This window comes from Sphingomicrobium sp. XHP0239, from assembly GCF_039555325.1.
GTDB lineage: Bacteria > Pseudomonadota > Alphaproteobacteria > Sphingomonadales > Sphingomonadaceae > Sphingomicrobium > Sphingomicrobium maritimum.
Map to the genome: position 1 here is coordinate 500,567 of NZ_CP154608.1, position 12,402 is coordinate 512,968.

A 12,402-nucleotide genomic window follows, 5' to 3' on the forward strand; every position below is an offset into this window, starting at 1 on the left:
CCTATCGAAATTGTCCAATCATTCGAGTGCTCACCATATTCACCTCATGCGCGCCAGTTTTCCGTCCTTGTGATATCATACGGTGGCCACTGCCATTTGTTGCGGCTGCACAAGGAGCGGTGTAGGGCGATGCTGCGCAGCAAGAGGAGCCCCACCCGCGTGACCAAAGTCGTCATCAAGAAATATGCCAATCGTCGGCTCTACGATACCGACCGGTCGAGCTACATCACGCTCGACGATCTCTCGCTGCTGATCCGCGAGGGGCGCGAGGTGGAAGTGGTCGACGCGAAATCGGGCGAGGACATCACGCATCAGGTGCTTACCCAGATCATCGTCGAGGAAGAGGCCGACGGTGGCGGGATGCTGCCGGTGCCGTTCCTACGCGAACTGATCAGTCTCTATGGCGGCGGGATGCAGGCCGCGGTGCCGAGCTATCTCGAGGCGGCGATGGAAGCCTTCAAGAAGCAGTCCGCGGCGATGGGCGGCGCGTTCGACGGGTCGATGCTGACCGACATGGCGAAGCGCAACATGGAGATGTTCCAACAGGCGGCTTCGGCCTTTACGCCGGGTAAGATGGGAACCATGGCGAAGGGGTCGGCGGGCGGTACGAAGCCCGAGGCGAGGAAAGATGCCGAGATCGAGGCACTGCGTGCCGAACTGGCGGCGTTGAAGGACAAGGTCGACAAGCTGTAGGAACGTTTCGGCTGCCAAACCGTCTTGAGGAAGGGACCGTCGAGGAGGACGAACAGTGGCCGACAAGAACGACAAGAAGACCGCCAAGGACTTCGGAAAGATTGCGATGAGCCCCGAGGTCATCGCTGCCGGGCTGGCTGCCGCCGCCGCCGCGATCGCCGCCAGTCCCAAGGCGCGGCGCAAGATTCAGGAAGCGACGCTGGATGCGGCGGACAAGGCCAACAAGGCCGCGACCGACGCCATGACCACGACGACCCGCATGGGCGGAATGATCGTCGAGGCGCTCGCCGACGCGGCGCAACGGATGATGGCGGGCGACTGGGACGACACCGAAGTCGCGGCCCCCGCTCCGGCTCCCAAGGCCAAGCCGTCGCCAAAGAAAGCCTCGGGAACCAAGGCTGCAAAAACCAAGAAAGCGGCGGCGACGACGCCTGCCGCGAAGAAGGCTCCGGCGAAAAAGGCCGCAACCGCCAAGACGGCCGCGGAGCCGAAGCCGGCGGCCTCGAAAATGTCCGCGGTCGAGAAAAAGAAGCCGGCGGCGAAGAAGAAGCCTGCAGCGAAGAAGAAGCCCGCCGCGAAGAAAGCGGCGTCGAGGAAGGGCGGGGCCGCCTGATCGCGCTTCACACCCGCTTGTCCCCGTGCCATCGCCCGTGTCCATGAAGAATCCCGCCATCGTGATCCTTGCCGCGGGCAAGGGGACCCGTATGAAATCGCGCACCCACAAGGTGCTCCATCCGATCGCCGGTCGGGCCATGATCGATCATCTGCTCGACAGTACCGAGCGGTTGGGCGCGAGCCGAACGGTCGTGGTTGTCGGCCAGTGGAAAGAGCAGTTGGAAGCGGCGCTACAGCATCGTGACGTGACATTCGCCGAGCAAAGCGAACAGCTCGGCACCGGGCACGCGGTGCAGCAATGCCGGGAAAAGCTTGCCGACCATGACGGGCCGGTCGTGCTGTTGTTCGGCGACGTGCCGATGGTGCGCGCCGACACCTTGAATGCGATGATCGAGCGCCTTGACCGCGACGACCGTCCCGGGATCGTGGTGCTGGGCTTCGAGCCGGACGACACCAAGGCGTACGGTCGGATCCTGACGCTCGGAAACGACACGATCGACCGGATGGTCGAGCACAAGGACGCGAGCGAGGACGAGCGGCGCTGCCGCCTGTGCAATTCGGGCATGATGGCGGTCGAAGGGTCGCAACTGTTCGGCTGGCTCGACCAAGTGACCAACGACAATGCCGCGGGCGAATATTACCTTCCCGATATCGTCAATATCGCCAAGCGCGAAGGGCGGCGCCCCGTGGTGGTGAAGGCCGACGAGACCGAAGTCATGGGGATCAACAGCCGCGCCGAACTGAGCCAGGCCGAAGCGCAATGGCAGGATTTCAAGCGTAGCGAGATGATGGACGCGGGCGTGACGCTTCGTCAGCCCGACAGCGTGTTCTTCAGCTGGGACACCGAAATCGACGCTGACGTGGAGGTGGAGCCCCATGTCGTGTTCGGACCCGGGGTCACGGTAGCCGGTGGCGCGCGGATCCGTGCCTTTTCACATCTCGAGGGCGCGACCGTCGGCGAGGGGTGCGAGGTGGGACCCTATGCACGGCTTCGCCCGGGAGCGGAAATGCAGGCTCGATCCAAGGTCGGCAATTTCGTCGAGATGAAGAAGAGCGTCCTTGGCGAAGGCGCCAAGGCCAACCACCTGACCTATCTGGGCGACGCCACCATCGGACCGAACGCGAATGTCGGTGCGGGGACGATCACCTGCAATTACGACGGTTTCAACAAGGCATGCACGCAGATTGGCGAGGGCGCCTTCATCGGATCGAACAGCGCGCTGGTGGCACCGGTGACGATCGGCGACGGGGCGATCGTCGGAGCGGGCAGCGTCGTGACGAGCGACGTGGCTCCCGACGCCATCGTGGTGGCGCGTGGTGAGCAGAAGCAGATCGATGGTGCGGCGAAACGCTTTCGAGAGCGGGCGCAGGCAAAGGCGAAGCGAGGCTAACAGGTTATGAAGGCCTATCTTTCATCGCACGGGCTGGGACCCGGTATCGGCGCTTTACGAGAGATTGCGGGGGGCAACCGAACCGCGATCATCGTCAACGCACTCGATCATTTCCCGTCCGCCGAGCGCAAACGCATCGTGAACGACGTGATTGGAATCGAGCCGCTGTTCGCCGGTGCAGGGCTGCTTCCGAAGATCATCGATCTGCGCGAATCGTTCGAGACGAGGTCGTTTGGGAATTTCGCAGATGAATTCGATATTGTCTGGCTGACGGGAGGGAACTGCTTCGTGCTTCAGCGGGCCCTCGTCCATTCAGGGATGGACCGCTATTTGATCGATGCCGTTCGCGACGAGCGAATCGTATATGCTGGCTGGAGCGCCGGAGCGTGCGTTGCGGGGACATCGTTGCGGGGTCTCTATCAGGTGGACGACCCCGATATCGTGCCGCAAGGTTATCCGACGTTTCCGGCACCCGAAAGCGGTCTGGGGTTCATCGAGGGAACGATCCTGCCCCATTTCGATTCGGCTCATCCCGAAAGTGACGACATCGGCCGAGCGTTCAAGCAATTAAAGCGGGAGGGCGCGGTCGTAACCTGCCTGCGAGACGGCGAAGCGCTGCTGATTGCGAACGAGAACGTTCGGCACATATCGACTGAGAGGGCTGCCTAATGTGTGGGATCGTCGCCATTGTCGGCAAGGAGCCGGTCGCCGAACGCCTGTTCGATGGGCTCAAACGGCTGGAGTATCGCGGTTACGATAGTGCGGGGATCTGCACGCTGCAGGACGAGAATTTCCAGCGCCGCCGGGCGGAGGGTAAGCTCGACAATCTGCGCAGTCTGCTCGACGAACAGCCGCTTCCCGGTCAGATCGGCATCGCCCACACACGTTGGGCCACCCACGGCGCACCGGTCGAGAAGAACGCCCATCCGCACATCGCGGGGCCGGTGGCCATCATCCACAACGGGATCATCGAGAATTTCAAACCCCTTCGCGCCGAACTGGCGGCCGAAGGGGTAGAGATGCAGTCGGATACCGACAGCGAGGTCGTGGCGCATCTGGTCGCCCGCGAGCTGCGGGGCGGGGCGAGCCCGAGGGACGCGGTCGGCGCCGTTCTGTCGCGACTGCAGGGGGCGTTCGCGATGGCCTTCCTGTTCCGCGAACATGAGGATCTGGTCATCGGCGCGCGGCGGGGCAGTCCGCTGACCATCGGCTATGGCGAGGGCGAGAATTATCTCGGCTCCGACGCCATCGCGCTCGCGCCGTGGACGCAGCGCATCGCCTATCTCGAAGAAGGTGATTGGGCGGTCGTGACGCGCGAGACCGTGCAGATTTACGACGCCGACAACGAAGCGGTGCAACGCGAGATCGTGACATCGGGCGCCAATGCGAGCGCCGTCGAGAAGGGCAACTATCGCCACTTCATGCAAAAGGAGATGTTCGAGCAGCCGATCGTGGTTGCGCAGACCCTCCAGAGCTACGTCCGCCCGTACGACGGCGAGGTCAGCCTGCCCGACAACAGTCTGGAGCTGGCGTCGATCAACCGGGTGACGATCGTCGCCTGCGGGACGAGCTTCTATGCCGGGATGGTCGCGAAATACTGGATCGAGCGCTTCGCACGTGTACCCGTCGACATCGACGTGGCGAGCGAGTTTCGCTATCGCGACCCCATCCTCGTAAAGGGCGAACTGTCGCTGTTCATTTCGCAGTCGGGCGAGACCGCCGACACGCTGGCGGCGCTGCGCCACGCCAAGGAAAGCGGACAGGTGATTGCTGCGGTCATCAACGTGCCGACCAGCACGATGGCGCGCGAAGCGGATCTCCTCCTTCCCACCCACGCGGGTCCCGAGATCGGCGTGGCGTCGACGAAGGCGTTTACCTGTCAACTTGCGGTGCTGGCAGCCTTCGCAACGCGGTTGGCGCGGGCGAAGGGGATGATAGACGCGGACGAGGAAGCCGCGATCGTCGAACATCTGCAGGAGGCACCCGAAGCGATGCAGCGCGCGCTCGACCATGACGAGGACATCGCCTCGATGGCGCACCTCGTCAGTCCTGCGCGCGACGTGCTCTACCTTGGTCGTGGGCCGGATTATCCGCTGGCGCTGGAGGGTGCGCTGAAGCTCAAGGAAATCAGCTACATCCACGCGGAGGGCTACGCCGCTGGCGAGATGAAACATGGGCCGATCGCGCTGATCGACGACAAGGTGCCGGTGATCGTGCTGGCGCCGTCGGGGCCCTATTTCGAGAAGACCGTCTCCAACATGGAAGAGGTGCGCGCGCGCGGTGGAAAGATCATTCTGGTGTCCGACGCCGAAGGGATCGAGAAGGCGGGTGAGGGGTGCATGGCGACCATCGAGATGCCCGCCGTCCACCCGCTGATCCAGCCGCTCGTCTACGCCATTCCGGTCCAGCTGCTCGCCTATCACGTAGCGGTCGAGAAAGGCACCGACGTCGATCAGCCGCGCAATCTCGCCAAGAGCGTGACGGTCGAATAGTCTCGCCCAACGGAGAATGGCCATGCATGTCACCGAGGATTTCAGCTTCACCGGCGCGGGCGGTCATATGCTCGTCGGGAAACTGGAAACGCCGCGGTACGGCAAGCCCCGCGCTTGCGCGATCTTTGCGCATTGTTTTACCTGCGGAAAGGACAGCAAGGCCGCGACGACCATCACGCGCAAGCTGGCGGAGGAGGGGTTTGCGGTGCTCCGCTTCGATTTTGCGGGCCTGGGAGAATCCGAAGGCGACTTTTCCAGCTTCGCGAGCCAGGTCGAGGATCTTCAGGCGGCGGCCGACGCGATGCGAAGGAAGGGTAGCGAGCCCTCGCTGTTGATCGGGCACAGCCTCGGCGGGGCAGCAGTCATCGCGGCTGCACCCGAAATCGACAGCGTGACCGCGATCGCGACGCTAGGCGCTCCGTCGGATACCGACCATGTGCTCAATCATCTGGGCGGCGCGCGCGAGGAGATCGAGGTCGAAGGCGAGGCGGTCGTGAGGATCGCCGGCCGCGACTTTCAGGTGACGAAGGAATTCATCGAAAATACGGCAGGGCAGCTCCAGAAAGACCGGCTCGAGAAGCTCTCGAAGCCTATCCTCATCATGCATTCCCCGACCGATGAGGTGGTGGACGTCGATCATGCGGGTAAAATCTTCCGCGCCGCCGCCCATCCCAAGAGCTTCGTCGCGCTGGACGGAGCGGACCATCTGTTACGGGACCCGGTTCAGGCCGAATATGCGGCGACGATCATCACGGCTTGGGCGCTTAAATATGCACCCAGGCTGGAGGAAGGCGTTGCCCCGCTGCCGCTGGACGGAACGGTGCGGGTCGAGACGGCAGGCGGCAAGTTCGCGCAGTTCGTGTCGTTCCGCGAGCATCGTTTCATCGCCGACGAGCCCAAGAGCTACGGCGGGTTCGACGACGGACCCACGCCGTACGACCTGTTGCTGGGCGCACTCGGCACATGCACCGCGATGACGATGCAGATGTATGCGCGGCATAAGGAGTTTCCGCTCGACGGCGTGGCAGTCACACTGGAGCATAGTCGCGACCACCACGCCGATACGAAAAGCGACGTCGAAGGCGATGACAAGAAGGTCGAGGCGATCGATATGCATATCGAGGTTCACGGCGCCCAATTGACCGATGAACAGCGCGAGAGGATCGTCGCCATCGCCTCCAAGTGCCCCGTCCACCGGACGCTGACGGGCGATCTTCATATCCATAAGACATCCTGACGCGATGGCGCATCGCCCCCATCGTCTGCTGCTGTCGGGACGCGCGCTGCGCGCCAACTGGAGAGCGCTCAACGATGCGGCGAAGGTAGAGACGGGCGCGGCGATCAAGGCTGACGGCTACGGGCTTGGCGCGCGCGAGGTGATGGAACGGCTTTACGACGAGGGCGCACGGGAGTTCTTCGTTGCGACATGGGGCGAAGCGGAGGCTCTCGGCGATCTGCCCGAGGGCGCGCGGCTCGCGATCTTTCACGGCCTCGGCCCCTACGATATCGACGATGCGAGGCGAAGCGTTGCCCGCCCGGTCCTGAACAGCGTCGAACAGGTCCGACGATGGCGCGGATCCGGGATCGACGGCGCTTGCGACGTGATGGTCGATACCGGGATGAACCGGTTGGGGCTCGCGATGGACGAATTGGGGGCTCTCGACGGGTTGAGAATAGATATCTTGCACAGCCACCTCGCCTGTGCCGACGAGCCCGATAACCCGCTGACCCCGCTTCAGCGGGAGCGGTTTCAGACCGCAAAGGCCAAGGTCGCCGCAAACCGCTACAGCCTCGCCAACTCAGCCGGGATCGCGCTCGGCCGCGACTATGCGTTCGATCTCGTCCGCCCGGGTCTTGCGCTCTACGGCGGCGTGCCACGACCGGACATGGCGGCGATGGTCGCACCGGTCGCAAGGCTGCAGGCACAGGTAGTGCAGCGCCGCACAATCGCTGCGGGGGATACGATCGGCTACAACGCGACCTATACCGCGCCCGCCGACATGCCGGTCGCGATTCTGAACATCGGCTATGCCGACGGCTATCCGCGCAACATGACAGGCAAAGGCGTGGCGTCGTTCGACGGGATCGCGTTGCCGCTCGTCGGGCGGGTGTCGATGGACTTGGTAGCGGTCGACCTCCGCGAGGCACCGCAAGTGAAGGAGGGGGACTGGCTCGATCTTGCGTCCGATCCGCAGACGCTCGCGGCGGCAGCGGGGATCAGCCAGTATGAAGCGCTGACCGGGATGGGTCAGCGCTTCGAAAGGAAATGGGTCGACTAGCGGGTCTCGGCGCTGGCCATTGCGTCGCGCGCACCCATGCGAAGCAGCAGGATGTCGGCGACTTTGTGGCTCGACAGAATGTCACCATCAACGCCTTCGAGCACGATGTCGTCATTCTCCTTGACCGAGCGGAGCAGGACCAACGCTTCGCGCGTCTTCCCCTTTTTCACGAAGATCTGCGCGAGATTGATGCGTGCGCCCACGTCCGTGCGTGCGGTTTCGAGCAGTTTGCGTTCGGCGGCGTCATAGTCGCCGGCCATCATTTCGGCGAAGGCCGTCTCGCTCGGCTCGTAGCCACGTTCCTGAGCAGCCGCTGGAGAAATCGAGAGCGCAGCAATGGCCGCGGCAGCGAACAGGATCTTCATGGTCAACCTCCTTGTGGATCGAAGGCGACGATAGGATTATGACACCAATGTGTCAACTTGAGTTCATCAATCTGTCACAAAGCTGGCGACTCCTCGTTCGATTTTGCGTTTTTCTGCGCCTGTCTTTGTGACAAACGGGTTTCACCTAGCCGCCGGATCGGGGGTTTTCTTGCGATAGCGGCAGAGGTCCGCGACCACGCATCGCCAGCATTCGGGTGTCCGCGCCTTGCAGGTGTAGCGGCCATGCAGGATTAGCCAATGATGCGCCCTCAGCCGAAACGGGGCGGGGGTTTGCTTGTCGAGTTTCTTCTCGACGCTGAGCGGGGTCTTTCCGGGCGCGAGGCCGGTGCGATTGCCGACGCGAAAGATGTGCGTGTCGACGGCGAACGTTTCCTGTCCGAAAGCCTCGTTGAGAACGACATTGGCGGTCTTGCGCCCCACGCCGGGGAGGCTCTCCAACGCCGCCCGGTCCGCGGGCACCTCGCCGCCATGTTCCTCGACCAGGATGCGGGCAGCGCGGATGACGTTCTTCGCCTTCTGATTGAACAGGCCGAGTGTCTTGATGTGGGCCTTCAATTCATCCTCGCCCAGGTCCAGCATCTGCTGCGGTGTCTGGACACGCTCGAACAAAGATTTGGTCGCCTTGTTGACGCCGACATCGGTCGACTGGGCAGATAGAGCGACCGCAACGACGAGCTGATAAGGGTTGGAATAGGCAAGTTCGGCCTCGGGCTCGGGATTGTCCTCGGCGAGCCGCGAGTAGAAGGCGAAGATATCGTCCTTCTTCATGCCGTCTGCCGCTCGGGCTATTGCCCGATCACGTCTCGCATCGAGTAGAGACCGGGTTCCCTGTCGACGAGGAATTGCGCTGCGATCAGCGCGCCGCGTGCGAAGATGGCGCGGTCCTCGGCGCGGTGCGAGAGAATGAGGCGCTCCTGCGGGCCCAGAAAGAGCACGTCGTGATCGCCCGCGACGCTGCCGCCGCGGAGCGCGGCATAGCCGATCGCGCCCTGTTCACGGTGAAGGCCGGTGCCGTCGCGTCCGCGTTCCTCGCCCGTCTCGCCGCCGCGCCCCTTCGCCGCCGCGCTGCCGAGATGGAGCGCGGTTCCGGAGGGGGCGTCGGCCTTGTGCCGGTGGTGGGTTTCGCTGATCTCCACATCCCATTCGTAAGACGGCAGGATCCGGGCGGCGCGTTCGACGAGATCGGCCAATAGCGCGACCCCGACCGAGGTGTTGGGGGCCTTGAGGATGGCGATCTGCTGCGACGCATCCTCCAGCATCTTGTCGTGATGGTCGTCCAGTCCGGTAGTGCCGACGAGCAGCGCCACGCCGCTCGCCTTCGCCTGTTCGATCGAGGCTTTGAGGGCGGCGGGGGCGGAGAAATCGATGAGGACGTCGGGGTCGTGATTGTCGACCTCGATGTCCGGCATATCATCGGCGGCTGCGGAAATGGCGCGGCCCATGCGGCCGTCGGCGGCAAATAGCTTGATCTTCATGGCCCGTGTTGTGGCGGCGCGAACGCCGGGGCGCAAGCTAGTCGCCGACGAAGCGATCGACGATGTCGGCTTTGAGGCGGGCCGGGCGCTGGCTGTCGGCGTCGAGACAGCACCAGACACTCTTCACTTCCGCGACGACTTCCTCGCCGCGTTTGATGACGGTGGTAAAGAAGGCGCGCGCTCCGCGAACCCGGTCCGCCACGACGCTGGCAACGACGTTGTCGTCGATGAAGGTTGGAGCGCGATAGTTGATCTCATGCTTCAGCGCGACCCACAGATGACGAGCGACCGCATCGGGCGGCGCGACCTTGGACCAATAGTCCACGACCGCGTCCTGCACCCACTTGAGATACACCGAATTGTTGACGTGCCCCATGTGATCGATATCGGAAGGTTCGATACCGATGGGGTGCTGATACGCGCGATCGACCATGCCACAATCCTGCCTTTATTGACATCTTTGTCAATGCCTATTGCCGGACAATGGTTGCGGATTGATTGCGCGCTCCCCATTTTTGCTGGCGATGCAGGTTCGCAATATCGTCATTCTGACCGGCGCCGGGATATCGGCGGAGAGCGGGCTGGCGACCTTCCGGGGTCCCGAGGGTCTTTGGGAAGGTCACCGGGTCGATGATGTGGCGACGCCCGAAGCGTTCCAGCGCGATCCCGAGCTTGTGCAGCGATTCTACGATGCTCGAAGAGCCGCGCTGTCGGATGTCGAGCCCAATGCCGCGCACGAAGCCCTCGCCCGGCTCGATCGCGAATGGGAGGGCGACCTGTTGATCGTGACGCAGAATGTCGATGATCTACACGAACGCGCCGGAGCCGAGCGGCTCGTCCACATGCACGGCGAACTGCAGAGCGCGCTGTGCACGGCGTGCGGCGAACGCTCGCGAAGCCCTGCGCGCTTGAGCGAGGCACCGAGGTGCGGCTGCGGATCGGCGAGCCTACGACCCGATATCGTTTGGTTCGGCGAGATGCCCTATTCGATGGAGCGGATCGAGGAGGCCTTGGTGCGGTGCGACCTGTTCGTGTCGATCGGTACGTCAGGCGCAGTCTATCCGGCGGCAGGGTTCGTGCAGAGCGCGAAATATCGGGGTGCGCATTGCGTCGAACTCAACCTCGACCCGAGCCAAGGAAGCATCTTCTTCGACGAAAGCCGAATGGGGCCGGCGAGCGAACTGGTGCCGACGTTCGTCGATGAACTTCTCGCGGACGATACCTGAGATCGCCTCAGAGAAAGATCGTGATCCCGAGGCACGAACCGATGCCGACGACGATATTCATCGGCAGGCCGACGCGAAGGAAGTCGGCGAAACTATAATTGCCCGCACCGTAGACCAAGGTATTGGTCTGGTATCCGATCGGCGTTGCGAAGCTGGCGCTCGCCCCGAACATCACCGCGACGATCAGCGATCGCGGATCGGTGCCGAGCTGGGTCGCCAGTGCGATGACCAGCGGCGTCATGACCACAGCCACGGCATTGTTCGTGACCGTTTCGGTCAGCACGCTGGTGATGGTGTAGATCCCGACCAGCAGGAGCAACGGCGAGGCGAGCGCGAGCGTGGGGGCGATGGTGTCGACGATCAGTTCAACGGTTCCGGCGTTCTGAAGTCCGGTCCCGAACGCGAGCATGCCAAAGATGAGCACCAGCGTATTTCCGTCGAGTGCGGCCCAGGCGTCCTCGGGTTCGATGCATCGCGTCAGCAGCACGAACCCGACGCCCGCGACGGCGAGCCCCTCGATGGGAAGACCGAAGACGGCTGCCAGCAACACTACGCCTGCGAGCGCGGCGACGGCCAGCGGGGCCTTGCGTCGGCGAAAGGGGCGAACCTGCGCCTCGCCGACGTCGGCTAGCCCGATATTCGCCTCGAGCGCACGCTGTGCATCGAGACCTGCCGCAAGGAGCAGACGATCGCCCGCGCGAACGCGCACGCTGCCGAGATCGGGACCCGCCAGATGTCGCGGTCGTGCAAGGCCGAGGACGCGGACATGCAGACGCGAGAGCAATGGAATTTCTTCCAGATGGCGACCGACGATCGGATGCGAGGTCGTGATCATCGCTTCCACAAGTTTGAGATCCGACGATCGCTCGGGGCCGTGCATTCGGATGCCCTCTCCCAGACCCGTCAATCCGACTGCCCATTCACGCCCCTCGCCGAGGGAGGCGAGTTCGACGGGCGAGGCCGCGATGACGAGCGTGTCGCTTGCGCGTAATGTCATTTCGGTGGCCCCGCTGCGCACGATCTCTCCCCCGCGACGGATGCCGACGAGCCGCACACCCTGTCGCTTTGCGAGCGGTGTCTGATCGAAGGTCAGTCCGAGATAGCGGCTGTCGGCGCCCAACTGCAGCTGGGAGAGGTATCTCATATTCTCCGCATCTTCGCCGAACCCTTGCTCGGGACGGTCGGGGAGCAGCGATTTCCCAAACAGAAACAGAAAGAGAAGGCCGCTCGCCGCCGACGCGATGCCCACCAGACTGATCTCAAAAATTCCGAACGCCGGTTGGCCCTCCGCTTGCGCGACGCCGTCGACAAGCAGGTTCGTCGAGGTCCCGATCAGCGTGATGGTCCCCCCGAGGATCGAAATGTAAGAAAGGGGGATGAGGAGTTGCGTGGCATTGACCCCGATCGCCTTGGCGAGCCGTTTCACAAGCGGGATCATGACGATAACCACCGGGGTGTTATTCATGAAGGCCGACGCGAACAGCGTCCCGCCGCCGACTTCGGCCGTTGCAAGGCGCGGTCGCTTCGCCGTCCGACGAATGACGTAACCGGTCACCTCTTCGAGAGCGCCGGTTCGAAGGAGCGCGCCCGACAGGATGAACATGGCGGCGATCGTGATGGGGGCGGAGTTGGAGAAAACTCCCAGAAGATCATCGACCGGCAGATAACCCAGAAGCATGAGCGCGACCGCTCCCACCAACGCGACGACTGCAGGAGGCCGCCGCTCGAGCAGGAATGCGACGAACAGGAGGACGAGGAGGAGCAGTCCGATTTGCGCGCTGTAGGTGTCCAGAAAGACGAACGAAGCGCGGTTCATCGAGGCTCGACCTCAGTGGGTACGCTTGG

At 63.4% G+C, this 12,402-nt stretch carries 13 protein-coding genes; 8 read left to right on the forward strand and 5 right to left on the reverse strand.

Going from position 1 to position 12,402, the window contains the following annotated elements; translation table 11 throughout:
• Positions 1–132: 132 nt before the first annotated feature.
• The 7 genes from phaR to alr are packed head-to-tail and all read left to right on the forward strand — an operon-like array spanning position 133 to position 7,470.
• Positions 133–693, forward strand: a complete 561-nt coding sequence (phaR, locus tag WJT74_RS02510) for a polyhydroxyalkanoate synthesis repressor PhaR (protein WP_432215248.1) — start codon at positions 133–135, stop codon at positions 691–693.
• Positions 694–748: 55 nt separating this feature from the next.
• Positions 749–1,306: a hypothetical protein gene (locus WJT74_RS02515; protein WP_343346461.1), complete on the forward strand. Its 558-nt coding sequence runs from the start codon at positions 749–751 to the stop codon at positions 1,304–1,306.
• A 43-nt stretch (positions 1,307–1,349) separates the two neighbouring features.
• Complete coding sequence (glmU, locus tag WJT74_RS02520; RefSeq protein WP_432215229.1) at positions 1,350–2,699, forward strand: bifunctional UDP-N-acetylglucosamine diphosphorylase/glucosamine-1-phosphate N-acetyltransferase GlmU; 1,350 nt, start codon at positions 1,350–1,352, stop codon at positions 2,697–2,699.
• A 6-nt stretch (positions 2,700–2,705) separates the two neighbouring features.
• Complete coding sequence (locus WJT74_RS02525) at positions 2,706–3,368, forward strand: Type 1 glutamine amidotransferase-like domain-containing protein (protein ID WP_343346465.1); 663 nt, start codon at positions 2,706–2,708, stop codon at positions 3,366–3,368.
• Positions 3,368–5,191, forward strand: coding sequence for a glutamine--fructose-6-phosphate transaminase (isomerizing) (gene glmS, locus WJT74_RS02530; RefSeq protein WP_343346468.1), 1,824 nt, complete (start codon positions 3,368–3,370; stop codon positions 5,189–5,191). The genes WJT74_RS02525 and glmS overlap by 1 nt, the downstream gene beginning before the upstream one ends.
• 16 nt (positions 5,192–5,207) lie before the next feature.
• The gene (locus WJT74_RS02535) at positions 5,208–6,428 is read left to right on the forward strand and encodes a bifunctional alpha/beta hydrolase/OsmC family protein (protein WP_343346471.1); all 1,221 of its coding nucleotides are present in this window, start codon (positions 5,208–5,210) and stop codon (positions 6,426–6,428) included.
• A gap of 4 nt (positions 6,429–6,432) precedes the next feature.
• Positions 6,433–7,470 carry an alanine racemase gene (gene alr / locus WJT74_RS02540; RefSeq protein ID WP_343346473.1) on the forward strand — a complete coding sequence of 346 codons (1,038 nt, stop codon included), beginning with the start codon at positions 6,433–6,435 and terminating at the stop codon, positions 7,468–7,470.
• Here the strand turns inward: alr and WJT74_RS02545 are convergent.
• The 4 genes from WJT74_RS02545 to WJT74_RS02560 form a co-directional block, all read right to left on the reverse strand.
• Positions 7,467–7,835 (reverse strand): hypothetical protein, encoded by a 369-nt coding sequence (locus WJT74_RS02545; RefSeq protein WP_343346475.1) that lies wholly within the window; start codon positions 7,833–7,835, stop codon positions 7,467–7,469. The two genes, alr and WJT74_RS02545, sit on opposite strands and share 4 nt — an antisense overlap.
• A gap of 141 nt (positions 7,836–7,976) precedes the next feature.
• The gene (nth, locus tag WJT74_RS02550) at positions 7,977–8,624 is read right to left on the reverse strand and encodes an endonuclease III (RefSeq protein WP_343346477.1); all 648 of its coding nucleotides are present in this window, start codon (positions 8,622–8,624) and stop codon (positions 7,977–7,979) included.
• Positions 8,625–8,641: 17 nt separating this feature from the next.
• The gene (dapB, locus tag WJT74_RS02555; protein ID WP_343346480.1) at positions 8,642–9,331 is read right to left on the reverse strand and encodes a 4-hydroxy-tetrahydrodipicolinate reductase; all 690 of its coding nucleotides are present in this window, start codon (positions 9,329–9,331) and stop codon (positions 8,642–8,644) included.
• A gap of 37 nt (positions 9,332–9,368) precedes the next feature.
• Positions 9,369–9,764: an acyl-CoA thioesterase gene (locus WJT74_RS02560; RefSeq protein WP_343346483.1), complete on the reverse strand. Its 396-nt coding sequence runs from the start codon at positions 9,762–9,764 to the stop codon at positions 9,369–9,371.
• Between the two features lie 91 nt (positions 9,765–9,855).
• On the opposite strand from WJT74_RS02560, the gene WJT74_RS02565 reads away from it, so the two are divergent.
• Entirely contained in the window at positions 9,856–10,557 is a 702-nt protein-coding gene (locus WJT74_RS02565) for an NAD-dependent deacylase (protein ID WP_343348261.1), read from the forward strand.
• 7 nt (positions 10,558–10,564) lie between these two features.
• Here the strand turns inward: WJT74_RS02565 and WJT74_RS02570 are convergent, their stop codons facing one another.
• On the reverse strand, positions 10,565–12,373 hold the full coding sequence (locus tag WJT74_RS02570; RefSeq protein WP_343346485.1) for an SLC13 family permease: 1,809 nt from the start codon (positions 12,371–12,373) through the stop codon (positions 10,565–10,567).
• Positions 12,374–12,402 lie beyond the last annotated feature (29 nt).

Excerpts from the sequence above, each read along its gene's own strand:
- WJT74_RS02545 (WP_343346475.1), bottom strand. The coding sequence starts at position 7,835 with ATGAAGATCCTGTTCGCTGCCGCGGCCATTGCTGCGCTCTCGATTTCT.
- glmS (WP_343346468.1), top strand. The coding sequence starts at position 3,368 with ATGTGTGGGATCGTCGCCATTGTCGGCAAGGAGCCGGTCGCCGAACGC.
- WJT74_RS02525 (WP_343346465.1), top strand. The coding sequence starts at position 2,706 with ATGAAGGCCTATCTTTCATCGCACGGGCTGGGACCCGGTATCGGCGCT.
- glmU (WP_432215229.1), top strand. The coding sequence starts at position 1,350 with ATGAAGAATCCCGCCATCGTGATCCTTGCCGCGGGCAAGGGGACCCGT.
- nth (WP_343346477.1), bottom strand. The coding sequence starts at position 8,624 with ATGAAGAAGGACGATATCTTCGCCTTCTACTCGCGGCTCGCCGAGGAC.
- WJT74_RS02570 (WP_343346485.1), bottom strand. The coding sequence starts at position 12,373 with ATGAACCGCGCTTCGTTCGTCTTTCTGGACACCTACAGCGCGCAAATC.
- WJT74_RS02560 (WP_343346483.1), bottom strand. The coding sequence starts at position 9,764 with ATGGTCGATCGCGCGTATCAGCACCCCATCGGTATCGAACCTTCCGAT.
- dapB (WP_343346480.1), bottom strand. The coding sequence starts at position 9,331 with ATGAAGATCAAGCTATTTGCCGCCGACGGCCGCATGGGCCGCGCCATT.
- WJT74_RS02535 (WP_343346471.1), top strand. The coding sequence starts at position 5,208 with ATGGCCATGCATGTCACCGAGGATTTCAGCTTCACCGGCGCGGGCGGT.
- WJT74_RS02565 (WP_343348261.1), top strand. The coding sequence starts at position 9,856 with ATGCAGGTTCGCAATATCGTCATTCTGACCGGCGCCGGGATATCGGCG.
- alr (WP_343346473.1), top strand. The coding sequence starts at position 6,433 with ATGGCGCATCGCCCCCATCGTCTGCTGCTGTCGGGACGCGCGCTGCGC.